The following is a 20,559-nucleotide window of genomic DNA, read 5'->3' on the forward strand; positions in this document are numbered from 1 at the left end:
ACCCGTACCGGAAGCGGCGACCGCAGGATTCCAGTAAGGCGGACGCGGGAGGGCCCGATCCCGGCCTGCCGCGGAATCCCGCGGCGGCGGCTCCTCAGGATCACCTGAGCGGTCACCTCGCGCACCGGAGATCAGGGAAGGCCGCCGGAGACCGGCACACCCTGACCCGCGGTCCGCAGCCGCCGGCGACGCGCCGAGTCCGGTGACTATGGGTGGTGAACAGCCGCGGGCGACCCCGCCCTGGCGCGCGGTCGCCGCGGATTCCCGGGGAACTCGGGACGCGACCGGACGCGACGGCAGCCCCTCACGAGCGCCGATCGGCAGACCTGGAGTGAAAAGCATGGTGAAACCGGCCACCGCCCCGCCCGTCCCTCCGAGCATCCCCGACCCGACGCTGCTGCTCACCGCCGCCGTCTCCCGGCTGGCCGCCACGATCGGCGTCCGGCTGATCGTCATCAAAGGGATCGCCGCGGACCAGTACGGGCTCCGCCCCGCCCACGTCAGCAGCGATGTCGACGTGCTCGTGACCCACGACGACTACGTCCGCCTCCTCGCCGAGCTGGAGGAGCGCGGCTGGCGCCGGCGGGCGCACGACCCGGACACCGACACCTTCCCGGTGCACAGCGCGAGCATGTACCACCCGGAGTGGGCCGCCGACATCGACGTCCACTTCCGCTACCCGGGCCTGGAGGTCGAAGGCGAGGTCTTCGGGCCGATCTGGGCGCAGCGCACGACCATGTGGTGCGGCAGCCAGCCGATCTGCATCCCGGGGCTCGTCGACGCGATCATGATCGGCGCCGTCCACGCGATCCGGTCGCGCTTCTCCCGGCGGCACCGCGTCGAGCTCGAGTTCCTCGTCGGACGCTGCTCGGACCTGGACGTCACCCTCCTTCTCGAACGCGCGGAGCAGCTCGGCGCGCTCGCCACGGCGCGGCCGTTCCTGGAGCGGCTGAAACCCTTCGACGCGGAGTACGACTGGGGCGAGGCGTCCGCCGAGTGGCGGCTGCGCACGGAGCTGCCTGACGCCGCTCAGCGTCGGGCACTGCTGTGGAAGCGGGCGACGCCGCGCGAGCGCCTCACCAAGCTCCGCCTCGCATTCTTCCCGCCGACCGCCGCGCTCGTGAAGGAGACCACCGCGACCACGCTCGGTCCGGTCCAGCTCGCCGGCCGCTACCTCCGCCGCTGGGTCCGCGGCGTGAGAGCCCTTCCGAAGGCGCTCGCGGTGCTGCGCGCCGGCCGGCGTCAGTAGGCCCCGTTCGGGCGCAGCACCACGCCGACCGTCTGGAACAGGATCTGGAGGTCGCCCGCCACCGACCAGTTCTCCACATAGAAGAGGTCGAGCCGCACACCCTGCTCCCACGACAGGTCGGAGCGCCCGCTCACCTGCCAGAGCCCGGTCATCCCCGGCTTGACGATGAGCCTGCGGTGGCTGTCCCTGTCGTACTCCGCCACCTCGGACGGCAGCCCCGGCCGTGGTCCGACGAGGCTCATCTCGCCCTTGAGGACGTTCCAGAGCTGCGGCAGCTCGTCGATCGACGTCCGGCGCAGGAACCGGCCGACGCGGGTGACGCGCGGATCGTCCTTGATCTTGAACAGCGGCCCCGCGCCCTCGTTCCTGTGCTGGAGGTCCGCGACCTCCTCCTCCGCGTTCACCCGCATGGTGCGGAGCTTCACGATGCCGAACGCCTCGCCGTCGCGGCCGACGCGCGACTGCCGGAAGAAGGCGGGCCCCGGGCTGTCGAGGCGGATGACGATGACGCAGACGAGGATGATCGGCAGGAGCAGCGTCAGCGCGACGGAGCTCAGCACGATGTCGAACACGCGCTTCGCTCGTCGCCGCGTGATCGAGCGATCGGCCGGCGCGACCTCCACGATGGGGAGCCGGTCGATCGGGAAGTACTCGGCGCGCGGCGCTGCGAGCTCCGGCACGTCGACGGAGAGCCAGACCACGGCGCCCGCACCCTCCACGTCCCAGAGAAGCTGGCGGACGTTGGCGCCGTCGCGCTCCTCGGTCAGCACGATGATGTCGACACGATGCCGGTCGACCAGCTCGCGCAGATACGGGCCGCGCGCGTTCTCGATGCCGGTGGTCGCGACGACATCGACCGCGACCCGGGCCGCCCGTTCCGCGAAGACGGCGGCGAGCTCCGCCACGCGTTCCGGCGTGCCGACGACGAGCGCGCGCCGGATGTAGCGACCACGCGCCCGGTGCGCGTAGATCCACCCCCGGCAGACGAAGCGGACGGCGAGCAGGCCGAGCAGGCCCGACGGCATGGCGAAGGCGAGGTAGGCGCGAGAGAGGTCGAGCTGGAGGACGAGGGAGGCGATCGCGAGGAGGGCCACGAGCCAGACGGTGGCACGGATCGGTGGCGCGTACGACGGGCCGTTGAGCCGTTTCGGCCAGGACTCGTACCCGTTGAGCATCGCGACGATGGCGAGCCAGGTCACCCCGATCAGGATCGAGACCATCACGTACGAGGTGTCGAGCGGCCCCAGCTGGAACGGGTCGTCGCGGCTCCCGAAGCGTGCGATATGCGCGGTGGCGAGGACGCCGCCGACGACGAGCGCATCCGCCAGGACGAGCGTGCGGGCGGCGCGCAGCCGGCCGGCCAGCGTCTGCGGGAGTTGTGAGTCGGTGCGGACCATCATTTCCTTCCATCGCCGAGCGCGCCGCTCTTCAGCGTCGGTATGACGTCGTCGCCGGCGAGCGCTTTCCTCAGGACCTCGAGTCGCGCCTGGTCGACACGCACGATCGACTGCCCGTCCGGCGAGGTCCCCGTCCCCGCGGTGGGCAGCGTGAGGGTGTGGATCGCGTCGGGCGCCAGGCCGCGGAAGCTGAGCGCGAGCGACGCGGCGGCCGACGACGTCAGCCCGTTGTCCACCGCCACATGCCGCGCGAGCGTGGTGATCGCGGACTGCGTCCGGCCCGGATCGGTCAGGGTCCGGGCGCTGATGAAGCCCTGGAGCATCCCGCGGACGAACGCCTGCTGGTTGCGGACGCGCTGATAGTCGGCGTCGGGGAACGCGTACCGCTCTCGGACGAAGGCGAGGGCGGCCGATCCCTCCAGCCGGTTCTCGCCCTTCTCGAAGCTGTAGCCGGGCATGTTCTTGGACGTGAACGCCTGGTCGGACCAGACCTTCACACCGCCGAGCGCCGTGGCGAGATCGCCGAACCCTCCGAAGTCGACGACCGCCACGTGGTCGATCCGCGCGCCCAGGAGTCCCTCGACCGTCTGGACCGTCAGCGGCACGCCGCCCCAGCTGTAGGCGGCGTTGAGCTTGGCCTCGCCGTGGCCCGGGATCGGGACCCAGAGGTCGCGCATCAGCGAGACGACGACGACCCCGGAACGGTCGGCGGGGATGTGGACCAGCATGAGCGTGTCGGAGCGCTCGCCGGTCGCCCCGCCCGACAACGGATCGCGGAGGCCGTTCCGGGAGTCCGATCCGATGAGCAGGAAGTTGGCCGCGCCCGCGACGGCCGGAGGACGCCCGGACTCGTCAGGGAACGCGTGCGGGATGCGCTCGACCGTGTCGTCGAACGACGACCCCAGCCAGAGCAGGTACCCGCCGACGAGCGCCACCGGCAGCACGATCACGAGGACGGCCGCGGTGATCCAGATCCAGAGGCGTCGCCTCCGTCTGCGCTCGGATCGGCGCCGCTCCTGCCGTCGCCCGGATGCGTCGGGCGCGGATCCGCGCGGAAGCAGGGGGTCGTCGTCTCCGTCGGGCGTCGTCACGCGGACGCCTGCCGACCGGCCAGGAGGTCGATCGCCGGGACGAGCCGGCGCGCCATCGCGTCGAACGCCGCGTCCGGCTTGCCGTAGGGGTCGTCGATGTCGTCGTCCGCGCGCGGCGGGAGCAGTCCGTGGCGGCGGGCGTCCACGGCGCGGCCGGTGAGCGCGTGCCACCGAGCAGGATCGCCCGGGTCGCCGTCCCCGGCGAAGCCCTCGATCGCCCGTGCGAACTCCAGCAGCGTGAACGTCCGGGAGAAGGCGCCGGGGTCGAGCGCGGTGACCCGCGTCGCGTGCTCCTGGGTCAGCGCGAGGACGAGGTCGGCGCCGGCGATCGCCGCCTCGGTGAGCTGGGTGGCCACGAAACCGTCCGGATCGCCGCCGAACGCGCGGACGCGGGGTCGAGTCTGCGACGAGATCGACCTCCCGACGACCGCGCGGGTCCCCGCGCTCCGGACGACCACGCCCTCCCCCGCTGCGCCGGTGGAGAGCGACAACCGGGCGGAGAGGAGCCGCTCGGCCATCGCCGAGCGGCAGATGTTGCCGGTGCACACGAACAGGACGGAGAACCCGGTCCCTGGCATCAGGACTCCCCTCGGTCGGACGCGGATGCAGACGGACAGGATGACCCCGTCGACGTCGCCGCTCCGCGGGCGGGGAGGCGACGACGCTCCTCCCCGCTCCGTTCTTCACCCGAAGAATCGACCCGCATGTCTGATTTCTCAGGTAGAACATCACCCGATCATCGCGAGCGCCGAGCGGGAGGTCCGTTGCGACTCCTCGGCCGTGCCCGCGCCGATACTGGTGTCTTTCCGCCCCGACCCGAACGCACCCGAGGAGACCTATGCCCGCCGACCCGACCGGACCGCACCAGCACGGCCCGCAGGAAGCGGAGGCCGGCTTCGTCATCGGCGCCCTCGGTCGGGCAGTGCGCGTCCGGATCACCGGCGTGGGAGCCGGGACCCTCGCCCCGGCCTTCGCGGACGCCTGGGCGCACCTGCTGCTCGACCCGCACGCCGGGACCGACGACGAGCTCGTCCTCGACTCGCCCACGGACACGCCGGACGCGATCGCCGCCGGCCTTGCCCAGGCGAGCGCCCTGATCACGCGCACGCTCATCGACCTGAACGCGGGACAGGGGCTGTTGTTCCACGCGGCGGCGGCCGTCCGCGCCGACGGCCGCGCGATCCTCCTGGTGGGGCCGTCGGGGGCAGGCAAGACCACCGCCATCACCCGGCTCGCCGGGCCGCACGGGTATCTGACGGACGAGACGGCCCTCGTCAATGCGGACGGCAGCGTCCTCCCCTACGCGAAGCCGCTCTCGGTCGAGCAGGGCGGGCCGGCCAAAGCGCAGCACGCTCCCGCCGAGCTGGGGCTGCCGGTCGCCGACGTCCCGCACGAGGTGGACCGGGTGATTGTCCTGAACCGGGAGGCGGGTGGTCCGCGGCAGCCGCGGTCCCGACGCCTCGACGTGGTCGAGAGCCTGGAGGCGCTCGTCCCGCAGCTCTCGGCGCTGGAGCGGCACCCGAGCCCGCTCGGCGCCCTCGCGGAGCTGATCCGGCGGGTCGGCGGGATCGAGCTGCTCAGCTATGCCGACGTGGTCGACCTCGACCCGGCCTCCGGTCCACCCGCGTCGCCGCGGCTGACCGACGAGGAGCTCGCGTTCTCGGCCGTCGAGTGCGACCGCGACGAGGTGACGGAGCCCGGCTTGATCCGCACGCGGGCCTCCGACGCCCTGGAGATCGCCGACGTGCTCGTCCTCGCTCACGGAAGCGAGATCCGGGTACTGGCCGGAGTCGCCAGGACGCTGTGGCTGGAGGCGGGAGCGCCCCGGTCCGAGCAGGAGCTGCTGGACCGGCTGCGGGCGATCCACGGCGCAGAGCCGGGCGACGCCCTCGCCCTGCGCGGCGCGATCGACGTCCTCGTCGACGCGGGGGTGCTCGAGTGGCGGTCGTGAGGAGCGCCGACACGATGGGTGACGTTGAGGATGAAACTTCCGCCCGCGTGCACCGTCATTCCCGCTCCGTCGTGTGGGTGGAGACGACGGCGGGCCGCTGGGCGGTGGCCGACGTCTCCGATTTCCGCCAGTTCGTTCTCAACGGAACCTCCGGCCTGCTCTGGCGGTCGTTCGACGGGCACTCGACGGACGACGCGATCGTCGAACGCGTGCTCGACACCTATCCCGACCACCCGGAGTCGGCTCGCGCCGACTGCCGGGCGCTGATTGACGAGCTGCTGCGGCTCCGACTGCTCGAGCTAACCGACCCCCACCCCGACAACGAACAGGCCGCCGACGCCGGAATGGAGCTGTGACATGACCTCGCCGACGGACACCACGGAGAACCAGTCGAAGGGCAGGGACCTGCGCGACTTCGTGCGGATGATCAGGCGCTACTGGCTCGGCGAGGCGATCATCGTGCTGGCGACGATCGGTCTCGTCGCGGGCTTCACCGCGCTGCAGCCCCGCGTCTACCAGTCCACGGCGACCGGCCTCACCCAAGCGGCGGCGGGCGAGAGCCTCTCGATGACCTTCGCGGGCGAGAGCCTGGCCAAGTCCCGCGCCGAGACGTACGTGCGTGTGGCCACGTCGGACGCGGTGGCCAAGCGGGCGCAGGAGATCCTCGGCACGGACCGCTCGGTCTCGGACCTGCTCGGGAAGATCACCGCCACCCTTCCGGCGGACACGGCCATCATCGAGATCACTGCGAGCGCGAGCAGCCCGGAGGGCGCCGCGAAACTCGCCAACGCGTGGACGACCGCGCTCTCGGACCAGGTGAAGGCGCTGGAGTCGCCGGAGGGGTCGGTCGGCGATCCGTCCATCGCCTTCGTCTCCCTGGCGAACGCGCGGCCGCCGTACTTCCCGTCGTCGCCCAACATCCAGACGGCGCTCGTGCTCGCCCTGCTCGCGGGCTTCGCCCTCGCGCTGGTCTACGCCCTGCTCCGCCAGCACTTCGACCGGCGGGTCCGGTCGGTCGACCAGATCGAGCGCCTCCTCGACGCCCCGGTGATCGGGACCGTCCCGGCCAGCCCGGCGCTCTCCGACCGCAAGCGGATCGTCGAGCACGACGGCTCGGGCGACTCGGCGCAGCTCTTCGCGATCTCCGAGTCCCTGCGCGAGCTGCGCACGAACCTGAGCTACATCGACGTCGACAACCCGCCGAAGGTCATCGTGGTGACCAGCTCGATCCCCGGTGAGGGCAAGTCGACGCTGACGGCGAACCTCGCCGACGCCATCGCCTCCGGCAACGCGAACGTCGTCATCATCGACTGCGACCTGCGCCGTCCGATGCAGTCCACCCTGTACAACCTGCGCGGCGGGGTCGGCCTCACCGATGTGCTAAGCGGCCGGGTCGCTCTCGGCGACGCGCTGCAGGCGCCGACCGCGAGCAGCCACCTGCGGGTGCTCGGCGCCGGCCGCGTCCCGCCGAACCCGAGCGAGCTCCTGGGCTCGCGGACGATGCGCGAACTGATCGCCGCGTTGTCCGGCGTCGCCACGGTGATCCTCGACGCGCCCCCGCTGCTCTCGGTGACGGACGCGGCCATCCTGGGCACCATCGCGGACGGCGTCGTGATCACCGTCGGCGCCAAGCAGGTCACCGCCGAGCAGCTCCAGAAGGCCTACCGCTCGGTCACGCGCGTCAACGGCAAGGTGCTGGGCGCCGTCCTCAACAAGATCCCGCCGAACGGCGTCGACTCCCACGACTACGGGTACTACCGCAACGACTACTACACGTCGAACGAGAACGTGGAGGTCGCGGCGGGCGACGCGGGCGCTGCGGAGAAGCCGGCGGGCGACGAGGCGCCGCGAGGCGATGACGACGCACCGACGCGCCGCTCGGCCCGCAAGGAGCTCCGCGCCGGGCGCTGAGGCGCTGACGTGCCGGGCTAGACCGCCCGCAGCGCCCGCACCTCATCCACCTGCGTGACGACGCCCGGGACGGGCTTGTCAGAGCGTGGGAGGGCGATCAGCAGGCTGGTGATGACTCCCGCGTTCATCCACGTGAACAGGTCGAACGAGAAGAACATCGCGAACAGCATCGCCAGCACCGCCTTGATGGTCCTGTCCGCGAAACAGAAGGCGACGGCCCAGAAGGCGACGAGGGCGCTCAGGCCCACGATCCCCGTGGTCCCCAGCGCATAGACGAGCATGTTGTCGACCGCCCGGAGGTAGGTCTGCTGCATGAGACCGCGATCGTAGAGGATCGCCTCGCTTCCGAACCCGTTCCCGAACCACGCCTCCATCGTCGGGCGGTCCAGGAGCGCGCGGACCGACTCGAGCGCGCCGAGGCGGTGCGTCCACGAACCCGAGTCGAGCAGATTGGCGACGATGGTCCCGATTCCGATGTCGATGTTCAACAGCACGATGACGACCGCGCCGACGCCGATCGCGGAACGCAGCCAGGTCGTCAGCGAGCTGTTCAGGGCGACGTGTACCAGCAGCCCGACGGCGACGGCGGCGACCGCGCTGCGCGTCCCCGAGAGTGCGAGACCGACGGTCGCGACCGTCAGGTTGACCAGTCTCCACCTCGGAGACCAGCGCGCCGGATTCGACCAGGCGACGATCATCGCGATTCCGACATAGACGGCGAAGACGATGGGGTGGCCGAACGTGCCCTGGGCACGGGCGTAGATGTCATCGGTGAACGGGTTGTACCGGATGCCCCCCGTGTATCCCCAGATCGGCTCGGGGAGGACGAGGATCTCCACGAACGCCAGGCCGACCTGGACCGCGGCCAGACCGGCAATGGTGGCGTACACCATCCGGAGCTCCGTGCGGTCGAGCGAGGAGGCGACGTACGCCGCCAGCGTCGCCAGACCGAAGTACAGCACGATGCGATTCGTCCCGTAGCTTCCGGTGAGGAGAACGCTCAGCGAGATGAATCCCCACCAGGCGGTCACCGCCCAGAACCGGACACCCCCGGACGCGACGGCACGCGAGCGGACAAGGGCGAGCACCAGGACACCGATCGCAGCCATCGCGACGGGCGGGCGCACTGGGTCGGGCGCGAAGTTCGCCAGCCCGAACGACGCCGCCACCACCGTGAACGACACGGCGACACCGCGGATCAGCCGCGCGGGCACCGCGATCATGAGGAGGACGACCGCCAGGATCGCGACCGCCCCGCCGAAGAGCAGCAGCGGGCTCACGAGCGGACGGCCGGTCCGGCGAGCCGCAGGTACGCCTCCAGCACCGGGCTGAAGACGCGCTCGGGGGACGCCTCGGTGTCGGCCCAGCGCTTGGCGTTCGCGACCACGCCGGCGCGGGCCGCGGTGTCGTCCGCCGCCCGCGCGATGATGGCCGCGAACTCCGCGTCCGTGGCGTCGTCGGGGACTTCGTAGCCCCGGCCGTCGGCGAGGAGACCGTTCGCCGCCGACGCCGTCGCGACGACCGGGCGGCGGCGATCGAAGGCCTCCAGCACCGCGAGGGGCGTGCCTTCCCAGCGGGAGGTCATCAGCAGGAAGTGCGCGGCGTCCAGTCGCGCGGGGACATCGTCGACCTGGCCGGCGAAGTCGACCGGCGCGTTCCGTTCGGCCGCCGACGCGCGTGCGGCGTCGCGGAGCTCGCCGTCGCCGGCCCAGGTGGCCTCCACGGGTCGCCGGCTCGCGAGCTCCGCCACGACGCGGACGAAGCGGAGCGGGTCCTTCTGCTCGACCATCCGGCCGACCGCGAGCAGGCGTAGCGGCGCCGTCACGTCGTTCGGGACCGGGTCGGGCGCCCCGGAGCGCTGCGCCGGCACGTTTCCGACGATCACCACACGCGTGGCCGGGCGCCCGGCGTCGACCACGACCATCTCGGCCACGGCGGGACCGACCGCGAAGACGACCCGGCTGCGGAACGACAGGACGCGCGGGCGCACGCTCGGCAGCCGCGTATGAGCGTGCTCCACGACCGGGATGCCGAGGAGCCGCCCGACGATGAGCGCCTGCAGGGCCTCACGGCGCTGATGGGCGTGGAGGACGTCCGGCCGGGTCTGGCGTGCCGCGCGCAGCAGCCTCCTGGTCTGCGCGACGAACCCGCCCGTGTCGTGCTCGATGAAGCGCACCGGCGCCGCCAACCGGGAGACGGCCGAGCCTCCCAACCCGAACACCGAGACCGCGACACCCTTGTCCGTGGCCAGCCAATTGGACAGGTCGACGACCACCTGCTGAGCTCCGCCGTGCCCCATGCTGTCGACCACGTGCATCACGCGGAGCGGGCCGCGGCCCGGGGAGTCGGCTGTCACGGACGAGGGCTCACCGCGACTCGATGACCTGGACGTCGCCGAGCGCTTTGCGGGCCATGTCGAGCGCCTCACCGACGTTGCGCGCGTCCATCACGACGACCGCTGAGGTGCCGTTGGGGAGGCGGAGCCGCAGCTCGAACGGGCGGAGCGGAGCCTGTGCGCGAGTGCGGGTACGAGTGGACACCCTGAAACTTTAGGTGCGCGTTCGGAGCCGACCGGGAGCGATCCGCGCCGACTTCCCGGGCCGACGCCACCTTTTCATCTCCTCGATCACCCGACGCGGTGCCCGCGGCCGCCGTGAGAAAAGTCCTGCACAGCTCACCGATCCGGCGACCTTTCCACAGATTCTCGCGCACCGGTCGCAACGTCGGCCCCGTCTGGAACGATGGCTGCATGAGCACCACAGACACCGTCCCCGAGGCCACCCGCGATCGAGCCCTGAGCCGCCTCCGGGCGCTCGTCGGCCGCCCCGACGCGGCGTTCCACGACGGGCAGTACGAGGCGGTATCGGCTCTCGTCGACGATCACGCCAGGGCCCTGGTCGTCCAGCGCACCGGCTGGGGCAAGTCCGCGGTGTACTTCGTGGCGACGATGCTGCTCCGCGAACAGGGCGCGGGGCCGACCATCCTCGTCTCGCCCCTCCTGGCTCTCATGCGCGACCAGGTCGAGGCGGCGGCCCGGGCGGGCGTGCGCGCGCTGTCGATCAACTCGGCCAACCGGCACGAATGGGACGACGTGGCGGCCCGCCTGCGCGACGACACGGTGGACGTCCTCCTCGTGTCGCCGGAGCGGCTGAACAACCCGGACTTCCGCGATCAGCAGCTCCCGGCCCTGATCGAGCGCTGCGGCCTGCTCGTCATCGACGAGGCGCACTGCATCTCCGACTGGGGGCACGACTTCCGGCCGGACTACCGGCGGTTGCGCGACCTCGTCGCCGCGCTGCCGGAGGGCATCCCGGTGCTGGCGACGACCGCGACCGCGAATCAGCGGGTGGTCGCCGACGTCGAGGAGCAGCTCGACGGCGCGGCGCTCGCGGCGACGGTGCGCACCATCCGCGGGCCGCTGGCGCGCCGGTCGCTGCGGCTCGGCGTCCTCGCGCTCGAGGACGCGACGGCGCGCCTGGCCTGGCTCGCCGGCCATCTCGCCGACCTCCCCGGCAGCGGGATCGTCTACGCGCTCACCGTGTCGGCCGCGGACGACACGGCGCGCGTGCTGCGCCGGGCCGGCCACGATGTCGCCGCCTACACCGGGCAGACCGATCCGGCCGAGCGGGAGGAGCTGGAGGGGCGGCTGAAACGCAACGAGGTCAAGGCCCTCATCGCCACCAGCGCGCTCGGCATGGGCTTCGACAAGCCCGACCTGGGATTCGTGGTGCACCTCGGAGCGCCGTCCTCCCCTGTCGCGTACTACCAGCAGGTCGGCCGCGCCGGGCGCGCCACGGAGTCGGCGGACGTCCTGCTGCTGCCCGGTCCGGAGGATCGCGCGATCTGGCGGTACTTCGCGACGGCGGCCATGCCGACCGAGGAGAAGGCGACAGCCCTGCTCGGCGCACTGAGCGAGCAGGCGCAGTCCACGCGGGTGCTCGAGAGCAGGGTCGACCTGCGCTCGTCCACCCTTGAGCTGCTGCTCAAGGTGCTCGACGTCGACGGTGCGGTGCGGCGGGTGCCGGGCGGCTGGGTGTCGACGGGCCGGCCGTGGGCGTACGACCGCGACCGCTACGAGCGGATCGCGGCGGCGCGGGAGGCCGAGCAGCAGGCGATGCTCGACTACGAGACCACCACCGGATGCCGCATGGAGTTCCTGCAGCGCCAGCTGGACGATCCCGACGCGGGCCCGTGCGGACGGTGCGACCGCTGCGCCGGCGAGTGGTACCCGGCGGGAGTGGCCGTGGACGCGCGGCAGACGATCGCGGCGGAGCTCGACCGGGTCGGCGTCCCCGTCGAACCGCGCAAGCTGTGGCCGACCGGCGCCGACAGCCTCGGCGTGCCCGTGCGGGGCAAGATCGGCCCGGGCGAACAGGTCGAACCCGGACGGGTGCTCGCACGGCTCACCGACCTCGGCTGGGGCGGACGCCTGCGGCAGCTCCTCGACGCCGACGCACCGGACGGCGAGTGCCCTCCCGAGATCCTGAAGGCGTGCGTGCAGGTGCTCGCCGACTGGGACTGGGCGAGCCGTCCCGCTGCGGTGGTCGCCATGCCGTCGCGCGGCCGGCCACGCTTCACCGAGAGCCTCGCGCGCGGGCTCGCCCAGGTCGGGCGGCTCCCCTACCTCGGCGCCCTCGCGCTCCGCGGCGGCGGTCCGTCGGGAGGTCCCGGCGGCAACAGCACCTACCGGCTCGCGGGGGTCTGGGACCGGTTCGACGCCTCGGGGATCGACCTCCCGGGCGGTGCGCCGGTGCTGCTCGTCGACGACCTCATCGACAGCCGGTGGACCGTCACCGTGGCCGGGCGCGAGCTGCGCCGGGCAGGTGCGGGCGCCGTGCTGCCGTTCGCGGCGGCGCTACGGGCGTGATCGGCGTGCGGTCACAGCGTCAGCCCGACCAGGATCGGCTCCGGGCGCAGCAGCACCCCGAACTCCGCCTGGACCCGGGCCTGGATGAAGGAGGCGAGCTGGCCGATGTCCGCCGCGCTCGCGTGGCCGCGGTTGACGATCGCAAGCGTGTGCTTGGACGAGATGCCGGCGCCCGATCCCGGAAGGGAGAACCCCCGGCGGATTCCCGCGTTCTCGATCAGCCAGGCGGCCGAGAGCTTGACGTCGTACGGGCCGTCGGCGAGCGGCGGGATGTCCAGCGGGTGCACGCCGCCCGGCGGGAGACCGATCACGACGTCCGGCTCCGGAGGCGTCACGGGCCAGCGGGGCGCGTTCGCCGGCAGGCCGCGTGCGAACGACTCCGACACGATCGGGTTGGTGAAGAAGCTTCCAGCGCTGACCGAGTCCGGGTCGGCCGGGTCGAGCACCATCCCCTTCGAGGCGCGCAACGCGAGCACGGCGCGGCGGAGCTCGGCGACCGGCACCCGCGACCCGAGCGGCACACCGAGCGAGTCGGCGAGCTGTGCGTAGGCGACCGGGGCGCTGAGCGGCGCCCCGACGCCGCCGGGGACCGAGTTGTCCGCCAGCTCCAGGTCCACCGTGAGCACCACGCCGAGCAGGCCGCGCTTCAGCACAGAGGTCCGGTATCCCAGGTCCAGGTCCGCGCGCGACAGGCGCCGGACGTCCCCGGTGCTCGCGTCGAGGAAGTCGACGCCGAGGAGCGCCGACTCGAGCTCCTGGCCGTACGCGCCGATGTTCTGCACCGGGGCAGCGCCGGTCGATCCGGGGATGCCGGACAGCGCCTCGATGCCGGACCAGCCGTTGCGGACGGTCAGAGCGACGACGTCGTCCCAGGGCTCGCCGGCCTGCACCCGCAGGCGCACGCGCCCCTCCGGCGCGTCGAGGCGCTCGACACCGCGGGTCACCACGCGGATCACCGTGCCCTCGAAGCCCTCATCGCTCGCGACCGTGTTGGAGCCGCCGCCGAGCAGCAGCCAGTCCTCGCCCGACGCCCAGACCTCGCGGGCGGCCGCGACGAGCGCATCGGTGTCGGCCGGGGCGATCAGGGTCTCCGGGACGCCGCCGACCCGCATGGTCGTCAGCTCCGACAGGGGCGGAGTCGCGGTCATCTCGTCGTTCACGCGAGCGAGACGCGGACCTGCGCCTTGCCGAGCACGGTCTCGGAGTTGAACGTCGTCGTCAGGTCGATGCGCGCGACCCGGGCCTCCGTGTCGAGCTGGCCGACCTTGGCCGTGACCTGCACGTTCGCGCCCTCCGCCGGGTCCACGACCACCGGGCGGGTGAAGCGCACTTGGTAGTCCACGACACGCGCCGGGTCGCCGGCCCACTCGACCACCGGCTGGACGGCGAGACCCATCGTCAGCATCCCGTGGGCGATCACGCCGGGGAGGCCCACCGAGGTCGCGACGTCGTCGCGGTAGTGGATCGGGTTGAAGTCACCGGAGGCGCCGGCGTAGCGGACGAGAGCGTCGCGGCTGAGGTCGAAGGAGCGCTCGGCGACGACGTCGCCGACGGTCAGGGCGTCGAAGTCGGGGGCGGCCATCACTCGTCTCCTCGCACGACCAGGGTGGAAACGGAGGTGACGACGTGATCGCCGGCGCCGTCCACGATCACCGACTCCGCGGTGACCATGCTGTGCGCGCCGAGCGACTTGACCGCAGTGACGGTCAGCGTCGCCGTCAGCTCGTCGCCCGCGATCACCGGGCGCGAGAACGTGAACCGCTGATCGCCGTGGACGACCCGGCTGAAGTCGATGCCCGCCTCCGGGTCGGCGAGGAGCTGGTCGAGCGTGAGCTGCTGCACCACGACCGGGAAGGTGGGCGGCGCGACGAGGTCGGCGTGGCCCGCGGCCTGCGCAGCCGCCACGTCGAAGCTGATCGGATCCGTCGCGAGCACGGCGGCGGCGAACTCGCGCACCTTCTCACGGCCGACGAGATACGGAGGGGTGGGCGGGAAGCTCCGACCCACGAGCTCTGGATTCACTGGCACCCGACGATTCTACGCAAGCGCCCCGAGCGCCCCGGGCTCCCGGTCAAAAAGGAGAACCCCGGCGCACTCGGCGCCGGGGTTCTCGAAGCTGTCGTCAGCGGACTACTGGCAGCTGTCGCACTGCAGCAGGTCCATCGGGTCGACCGGAACCGCATAGCCGCCGACAGTGTCGTTTTCGTAGTCCATGATGGCCTCCCCAGAAATCTTGTCACTCGCGTGTCTCGCGGTGTTTACCCACTATATAACCTGAATGACACGATTGTCATTCCACTACATGTAGTGTTTGGGCGATTTTTTCGGGACATCTTCCGACACCTCCGAGAATACGCGGGACCACCGACAGACCCACCTCCGAACTGGGTACATCGACACGGCGTGTCGCCCTCCCGGAGCCGCGTTTCGCACCCCGGACGCGCGTGTCGCGGGCGGTCTGTCCGCCCACTACTGTCTGACTATGCGACTCGGAGTCCTCGATGTGGGATCGAACACCGTCCACCTGCTCGTCGTCGACGCACACCCGGGCGCGCGCCCCCTCCCGGCGGCCACGCACAAGTCCGTGCTGCGCCTCATGCGCTACATCACCGAGGACGGCGCGATCAGCGCCGAGGGCGAGACGGCGATCCTGGAGGCGATCCGGTCGGCGGTGGAGGTCGGCCGCGCGGAGGGCATCGAGGAGCTGCTGCCGTTCGCGACCTCGGCGATCCGGGAGGCCGCCAACGGCCCTGCGATCCTGGCCCGCATCCTGGACGAGACGGGCGTCGACCTCCAGGTGCTCTCCGGCGAGGACGAGGCGCGGCTGACGTTCCTCGCTGTGCGCCGCTGGTCGGGCTGGTCCGCCGGCTCCATCCTCCTGATGGACATCGGCGGCGGCTCGCTCGAGATCGCCGAGGGCGTCGACGAGTACCCCGACACGGCCGTCTCGCTGCCGCTGGGCGCCGGCCGCAGCACCATCGGCTTCCTGCACCAGGACCCGCCGACCGCCGACCAGGTCACCGCCCTCCGCGACCACGCCAGGGCAACGCTCGCCGACGCGGTCGGACGCTTCACCGACCGCGGGTCCGCGCACGTGATCGGCACCTCCAAGACCATCCGCTCGCTCGCCCGCCTGGCCGGTTCGACCGCGAGCGGTCCCGGCGGGACCGAGCGCAGCCTCCTGCGCCGCTCGGAGCTCGCGGACTGGGTGCCGCGCCTGGCACAGCTCACGGCCGACGCCCGCACCGCGCTGCCGGGGATCACGGCGGACCGGACCTTCCAGATCGTCGCCGGCGGGGTTGTGCTGCGGGAGGCGATGCGCGCGTTCGACGTTCCGGTGCTCGAGGTCTGCCCGTGGGCGCTGCGCGAGGGGATCATCCTCCGCTACCTCGACCACCTCGACTGACGGGTGCCGGTCAGGGCTGGAGGCGTTCGATGCCCTGGAGGATGAGGGCGAGGCCGGTGGCGAACTCCTCGTCGTAGTCGTAGCCCTCCCGGGCCAGCTCGGCCACGACCTCCAGGAGGTACGGGAAGCGGAGAGCCACCTCCGGCGGAACGGTCTCGCCTTTCGCGGCGGCGGCCTCCCCCGACTCCTCCGGGGTGTCGAACGGGAGGGTCTTCTCCTGCAGGGCGAAGCCGTAGACGTAGGCGTCGAGCACCGAGGTGGCGTGCACGGTCGCGCGGAACGAGAACCCCGCCTCCCGGAGGCAGCCCATCATCGCGTTGTGCGCGGCGAGGTTGGCCAAGCCGGGACGCATGCGCGACTCCATCAGTCCGACGGCCCAGGGGTGGCGACGCAGCGCCGCGCGGAGGGAGACGGCCCGGGCGCGCATGGCCTCGTGCCATGGGGCGGTTGGGGGTGGGGTGGTTCGGGGCGCACCGGCAGCCCCACCGATGGCCGGCGGCTCGACCTCCGCCCAGACCAGGTCGACCATCCCGTCGATCAGCTCGTCCTTGTTGGCGACGTGCTTGTAGAGAGCCATCGGGACGACGCCGAGCTCGGCGGCGAGGGAGCGCATCGACAAGGCGTCGAGGCCTGCAGCGTCGGCGCGGGCGAGAGCGCTCGCGAGGACGGTGTCGCGGGTGAGGCGCGGGCGCGGGGGTTGCGGCATCGGCGGCTCCTCGAGGGTATTGACAAGGTGTACGCCGTACACCTATCGTTCGTGGTGTACACCGTACACCCGTAATCCTAGCCACCTTTCACCCGATCCGAGGGCACATGACCACCACATCGACCGCCGTCGTCGCAACGGATTCCGCCGCCGACCGGCGACGCTCGCTCACCGCGGGCGTGCTCTTCCTCATCACGTTCGTGTCCGCCATCGCCGGCGTCCTGCTCTACGCACCGGTGCTCGACGACCCGCACTACGTGCTCGGCGCCGGGGCCGATGTGCGCGTGGTGTCCGGCATCCTCTGCGAGGCGGTGCTCATCGCCGCAAACCTCGGCACCGCGCTCGCGCTCTTCCCGGTCCTCCGCCGCCGCGCCGAGGGCCTCGCGCTCGGCTACGTCGTCGCCCGGGTGATGGAGTGCGTGTTCATCGCGGTCGGGATGCTGTGCCTGCTCACCGTCGTGACCCTCCGCCAGCACGCGGCGGCGTTCGGCGACCCCGGTGCGCTCACCACGTCCGCGCAGACGCTGGTCGCGCTGCGGAACTGGACGTTCCTGCTCGGCCCCGGCTTCGTCGCGGGGCTCGGCAACGGCGTCCTCCTCGGCTGGCAGGTGCTGCGCTCCGGGCTGGTGCCGCGGCCGATGGCGGTGGTCGGGATGGTCGGCGGGTCGCTCGTCGCGCTGTCCGGGATCGGCGTCCTGTTCGGACTGTGGAGCCAGGGGTCGCCGGTGTCGGCGGTGGCGACGCTTCCGGAAATCGTGTGGGAGGGGTTCCTGGGGGTGTACCTCGCGTTCGTGGGGTTTCGGGGGGCGCGGGCGGGCGCGGGGGTTCGCGGGGCCGTGTGACGGGTACGTGAGGCGCGACCCGCCCACGCCGAGGGGCACGCGTCAGCGCGTCGCGGCCGCCGCCTCCTCGCGCAGGTTCGCTCCGCCCCGGTACCGCGTCGCCGGGTGCCGCTCCGGCAGCCGGTTGCGGCCGTCGCCGAACAGCCGCTCCCGCAGCGTCCCCGACCTCTCCCCCTCCTGCGGCAGCCGGCCGCGGCGGCGCAGCTCCGGGATGACCAGCTCGGCGAAGTCGCGGGCCGTCTCGAAGGAGTGGTACTGGCGGAGGTTGATGCCGTCGAGGCCGTCCTCGTCCAGCCAGCGCTCGATCTCGTCCGCCACCGTCTTCGGGTCGCCGACCACCAGGAAGCGGTCGTCGCGGCCGTTCTTGATGTAGTCCAGCGCCTGGCCCACGGTGCGGTCCAGCGGGAGGAACGGCACCCGCTCGGCCGGGAACTCTGCGCGCGCCAGCGCCTCCCGCACGGTGATGTCGCGCGGGAACGCGGTCAGATCCACGGGGAGGCTGCTGTGGGCGAGGATGCCGTCGAGGCTGGAGTGCTGCTGGTACAGCCTCCACTTGTCCTCAGCCTCCTCGGTCGTGCGGCCGACGATCACGCCGGCCATCGCGATGAACTTCACGTCGTCGCGCTGCCGATCGTGGCGCTCGGCGGCGTCGCGCATCCCGTCGGCGTTGCGGCGGAACTCCTCGCTCGTGCGGCCACCGGTGAAGACGACCTCGGCGTGCCGGCCGGCGAACTCGATCCCCGCCGGCGACCCGGTCGCCTGGAACAGCACCGGCGTGCGCTGCGGCGACGGGTGCACGATGTGCGGGCCCGCCACCCGGTGCCGCTCGCCCACGTGGTCGATGTACCGCACCTTCGACGGGTCGGTGAACACGCCGGCCACGCGGTCGGCGATGACGGCGTCGTCGTCCCAGGAGCCCTCCCAGAGTTTGTAGAGCACGTCCAGGTACTCCTCCGCGCGGCGGTAGCGCTCGTCGTGCGGCACCTCGTCGTCCAGCCCGAAGTTGCGGGCGGCGTTCGGGAGGTAGGAGGTCACGATGTTCCACCCGATCCGGCCCTTGGTGAGGTGGTCGAGGGTCGACATCCGGCGGGCGAACGCGAACGGCGGCTCATACGTGGTCGAGAACGTGACGCCGAAGCCGAGCCGGTCGGTGACGGCCGCCATCGCGGGCACCAACAGCAGCGGGTCGAGGTTCGGGCTCTGCAAGCCCTCCCGCAGCGCGGTCTCCGGGCCGCCGCGGAAGACGTCGTAGGCGCCGATCACGTCCGCGAGGAAGATCCCGTCGAAGCCGCCGTGCTCCAGCAGCTGCGCGAGCTCCAGCCAGTAGTCGAGGTCGGCGAAGCGCTCGCGGTTGTTGCCGGGCAGCGGCCAGAGGCCGTGGGTGATGTGACTCACGCAGGCCATCTCGAAGAGGTTGACGAAGAGCTGCTTGGGTTCGGTGGTCATGCGACGCCTTCCGGGTTGCTGCGGGTGACGCCGGCCGGGGCGAACTCCGGGATCGCGGCGATCAGGTCACGAGTGTACGGCTGCTGCGGTCGTTCGAAGACGTCCGCGGCCGTCCCCTCCTCCACGACGCGGCCGTCCTTCATCACCAGCACGCGGTCGCTCAGGTGACTGATGACGCCGAGGTCGTGCGAGATGAAGAGGTAGGCGACGCCGGACTCCCGCTGCAGCGCGACAAGGAGGTCGAGGATCTGCGCTTGGATGGTGACGTCGAGCGCCGACACGGCCTCGTCGAGCACGATCACGTCGGGCCGCGGGGCGAGGGCTCGCGCGATGGCGACGCGCTGGCGCTGGCCACCGGAGAGGCGGAGCGGGAAGCGCGGCAGCACCTCCGCTCCCAGGCCGACCTGGCCGAGCAGTTCGTGCACGCGGGCGTGGCGTGCGGCCGGGTCGGCGAAGCGCTCCGAGCGGAGGGCGTCGAGCAGGATGCGCTCGACCGTCCAGCGCGGGTCGAACGAGCTCAGCGGGTCCTGGTAGACGACCGAGATGCGGCGGCGCAGGGCGCGACGGCGCGACTCGGGGAGCGTCGACCACTCCTGGCCGAGGAGGCGCACGTCGCCGCCGTCGAGCTGTTCGAGACCGAGCGCGAGCTTGGCGGTCGTGCTCTTGCCGGAGCCGGACTCCCCCACGATGCCCAGCGTCTCGCCTGCGCGGAGGGTGAAGGAGACGCCGTCGACCGCGCGGGTGACGGTGCCGTCGGAGGTGTGGAAGCGCTTGACCAGCTCGCGCGCCTCCAGCACCGGGTCGCCGAGCGGCGGCCGGGGTGACGGAGCGGGTGAGCCGGGGGTGAGCGCGCGTCCTCGGGTGGCTTCGCCGGGGACGGCCGCGATCAGTGCGCGGGTGTACGCGTGCTCCGGCGCGGCGAGCACCCGCTCGGCCGGACCCTGCTCCAGCACCTCACCGCCGCGCATGACGAGGATGTGGTCGGCCAGGCGCGCGACGACGGACAGATCGTGGCTGATCAGGATGAGGGAGGCGCCGCGCTCCTTCATGGCCTCCAGCTGGGCCAGCACCTGGGCCTGGACGGTGACGTCCAGAGCGGTGGTCGGCTCGTCGGCGATCACGATGTCCGGGTCGAGCGCGATCGCGGAGGCGATGAGCGCGCGCTGCCGGAGGCCGCCCGAGAGCTGGTCGGGACGTTGCCGCGCGCGGACGGCCGGGTTCGGGACGCCGACGCGCTCCAGGAGCTCCCGCATGCGGGCCTTCCGTGCGGCGCGGTCCCCCCAGCCGTGCAGGCGCAGGGCCTCGGCGATCTCCGCGCCGACCGGACGCAGCGGGTCGAGGGAGACGAGGGCGTCCTGCAGGACGAAGCCGACGTCCCGGCCACGGACGCGACGCCACTGCCGTGGGGTGAAGGCGCGGGCGTCCTCGTGGTGAAGGTCGAGTCGGTCGGCCTCCACAGTGGCGTTGCGCCCGGCGAGGCCGACCAGGCTGCGCGCGGTGACGGACTTGCCGGAGCCGGACTCGCCGACGATCGCGACGCACTGGCCGGGGAGGAGGTCGAAGGAGACGCCGGCGACGATGGGACGGTGTACGCCGTCCACGGTGAACCCGGTGCGGAGGTTGCGGACGCGGAGGCGCGCGGCGGGCCAATCCAGGCCGGCGAGATCGCCCGTGGTGTCGACGTCGGTGGTGG

At 72.2% G+C, this 20,559-nt stretch carries 19 protein-coding genes; 7 read left to right on the forward strand and 12 right to left on the reverse strand.

The window, feature by feature from the left end; translation table 11 throughout:
* Positions 1-340: 340 nt before the first annotated feature.
* On the forward strand, positions 341-1,249 hold the full coding sequence (locus tag ABCS02_RS18480; RefSeq protein ID WP_345837125.1) for a nucleotidyltransferase family protein: 909 nt from the start codon (positions 341-343) through the stop codon (positions 1,247-1,249).
* On the opposite strand, the gene ABCS02_RS18485 is transcribed toward ABCS02_RS18480, so the two are convergent.
* The 3 genes from ABCS02_RS18485 to ABCS02_RS18495 are packed head-to-tail and all read right to left on the reverse strand — an operon-like array spanning position 1,243 to position 4,315.
* Positions 1,243-2,646 carry a sugar transferase gene (locus tag ABCS02_RS18485; protein ID WP_345837126.1) on the reverse strand — a complete coding sequence of 468 codons (1,404 nt, stop codon included), beginning with the start codon at positions 2,644-2,646 and terminating at the stop codon, positions 1,243-1,245. The two genes, ABCS02_RS18480 and ABCS02_RS18485, sit on opposite strands and share 7 nt — an antisense overlap.
* Complete coding sequence (locus ABCS02_RS18490) at positions 2,646-3,737, reverse strand: LCP family protein (protein ID WP_345837127.1); 1,092 nt, start codon at positions 3,735-3,737, stop codon at positions 2,646-2,648. Before ABCS02_RS18490 ends, ABCS02_RS18485 begins: the two co-directional genes overlap by 1 nt.
* Positions 3,734-4,315, reverse strand: coding sequence for a low molecular weight phosphatase family protein (locus tag ABCS02_RS18495; RefSeq protein ID WP_345837128.1), 582 nt, complete (start codon positions 4,313-4,315; stop codon positions 3,734-3,736). The genes ABCS02_RS18490 and ABCS02_RS18495 overlap by 4 nt, the downstream gene beginning before the upstream one ends.
* 260 nt (positions 4,316-4,575) lie before the next feature.
* On the opposite strand from ABCS02_RS18495, the gene ABCS02_RS18500 reads away from it, so the two are divergent.
* From ABCS02_RS18500 to ABCS02_RS18510, 3 genes are read left to right on the forward strand one after another with little or no spacing between them, the layout of a single operon-like run.
* Positions 4,576-5,688, forward strand: coding sequence for a hypothetical protein (locus ABCS02_RS18500; protein WP_345837129.1), 1,113 nt, complete (start codon positions 4,576-4,578; stop codon positions 5,686-5,688).
* The gene (locus ABCS02_RS18505; RefSeq protein ID WP_345837130.1) at positions 5,685-6,044 is read left to right on the forward strand and encodes a PqqD family protein; all 360 of its coding nucleotides are present in this window, start codon (positions 5,685-5,687) and stop codon (positions 6,042-6,044) included. The genes ABCS02_RS18500 and ABCS02_RS18505 overlap by 4 nt, the downstream gene beginning before the upstream one ends.
* A 1-nt stretch (position 6,045) precedes the next feature.
* On the forward strand, positions 6,046-7,599 hold the full coding sequence (locus tag ABCS02_RS18510; protein WP_345837131.1) for a polysaccharide biosynthesis tyrosine autokinase: 1,554 nt from the start codon (positions 6,046-6,048) through the stop codon (positions 7,597-7,599).
* Between the two features lie 17 nt (positions 7,600-7,616).
* Here ABCS02_RS18510 and ABCS02_RS18515 read toward each other — a convergent pair whose 3' ends face one another.
* The 3 genes from ABCS02_RS18515 to ABCS02_RS18525 are packed head-to-tail and all read right to left on the reverse strand — an operon-like array spanning position 7,617 to position 10,139.
* Positions 7,617-8,879, reverse strand: coding sequence for a hypothetical protein (locus ABCS02_RS18515; protein ID WP_345837132.1), 1,263 nt, complete (start codon positions 8,877-8,879; stop codon positions 7,617-7,619).
* Positions 8,876-9,955, reverse strand: a complete 1,080-nt coding sequence (locus tag ABCS02_RS18520; RefSeq protein ID WP_345837133.1) for a glycosyltransferase — start codon at positions 9,953-9,955, stop codon at positions 8,876-8,878. Before ABCS02_RS18520 ends, ABCS02_RS18515 begins: the two co-directional genes overlap by 4 nt.
* A 10-nt stretch (positions 9,956-9,965) precedes the next feature.
* Positions 9,966-10,139 carry a hypothetical protein gene (locus ABCS02_RS18525; protein WP_345837134.1) on the reverse strand — a complete coding sequence of 58 codons (174 nt, stop codon included), beginning with the start codon at positions 10,137-10,139 and terminating at the stop codon, positions 9,966-9,968.
* A 209-nt stretch (positions 10,140-10,348) separates the two neighbouring features.
* Between ABCS02_RS18525 and ABCS02_RS18530 the strand changes: the two genes are divergently transcribed.
* Positions 10,349-12,466 carry a RecQ family ATP-dependent DNA helicase gene (locus ABCS02_RS18530; RefSeq protein WP_345837135.1) on the forward strand — a complete coding sequence of 706 codons (2,118 nt, stop codon included), beginning with the start codon at positions 10,349-10,351 and terminating at the stop codon, positions 12,464-12,466.
* A gap of 11 nt (positions 12,467-12,477) precedes the next feature.
* Here ABCS02_RS18530 and ABCS02_RS18535 read toward each other — a convergent pair whose 3' ends face one another.
* The 3 genes from ABCS02_RS18535 to ABCS02_RS18545 are packed head-to-tail and all read right to left on the reverse strand — an operon-like array spanning position 12,478 to position 14,494.
* Positions 12,478-13,614 carry a UDP-N-acetylmuramate dehydrogenase gene (locus ABCS02_RS18535; protein WP_345837136.1) on the reverse strand — a complete coding sequence of 379 codons (1,137 nt, stop codon included), beginning with the start codon at positions 13,612-13,614 and terminating at the stop codon, positions 12,478-12,480.
* A gap of 8 nt (positions 13,615-13,622) precedes the next feature.
* Complete coding sequence (locus tag ABCS02_RS18540) at positions 13,623-14,048, reverse strand: MaoC family dehydratase (RefSeq protein WP_345837137.1); 426 nt, start codon at positions 14,046-14,048, stop codon at positions 13,623-13,625.
* Entirely contained in the window at positions 14,048-14,494 is a 447-nt protein-coding gene (locus tag ABCS02_RS18545) for a MaoC family dehydratase N-terminal domain-containing protein (RefSeq protein WP_345837138.1), read from the reverse strand. Before ABCS02_RS18545 ends, ABCS02_RS18540 begins: the two co-directional genes overlap by 1 nt.
* Positions 14,495-14,948: 454 nt before the next feature.
* Here ABCS02_RS18545 and ABCS02_RS18550 point away from each other — a divergent pair, with 454 nt between their 5' ends.
* Positions 14,949-15,872 carry a Ppx/GppA phosphatase family protein gene (locus tag ABCS02_RS18550; RefSeq protein WP_345837139.1) on the forward strand — a complete coding sequence of 308 codons (924 nt, stop codon included), beginning with the start codon at positions 14,949-14,951 and terminating at the stop codon, positions 15,870-15,872.
* Between the two features lie 10 nt (positions 15,873-15,882).
* Here the strand turns inward: ABCS02_RS18550 and ABCS02_RS18555 are convergent, their stop codons facing one another.
* Positions 15,883-16,578 (reverse strand): TetR/AcrR family transcriptional regulator C-terminal domain-containing protein, encoded by a 696-nt coding sequence (locus ABCS02_RS18555; RefSeq protein ID WP_345837140.1) that lies wholly within the window; start codon positions 16,576-16,578, stop codon positions 15,883-15,885.
* Between the two features lie 107 nt (positions 16,579-16,685).
* Between ABCS02_RS18555 and ABCS02_RS18560 the strand changes: the two genes are divergently transcribed.
* Positions 16,686-17,420, forward strand: a complete 735-nt coding sequence (locus ABCS02_RS18560; RefSeq protein WP_345837141.1) for a DUF4386 domain-containing protein — start codon at positions 16,686-16,688, stop codon at positions 17,418-17,420.
* Positions 17,421-17,462: 42 nt separating this feature from the next.
* On the opposite strand, the gene ABCS02_RS18565 is transcribed toward ABCS02_RS18560, so the two are convergent.
* Positions 17,463-18,866, reverse strand: coding sequence for an LLM class flavin-dependent oxidoreductase (locus tag ABCS02_RS18565; protein WP_345837142.1), 1,404 nt, complete (start codon positions 18,864-18,866; stop codon positions 17,463-17,465).
* Positions 18,863-20,467, reverse strand: a complete 1,605-nt coding sequence (locus tag ABCS02_RS18570; RefSeq protein WP_345837340.1) for an ABC transporter ATP-binding protein — start codon at positions 20,465-20,467, stop codon at positions 18,863-18,865. The genes ABCS02_RS18565 and ABCS02_RS18570 overlap by 4 nt, the downstream gene beginning before the upstream one ends.
* Positions 20,468-20,559 lie beyond the last annotated feature (92 nt).

Source organism: Microbacterium sp. X-17 (genome assembly GCF_039615055.1).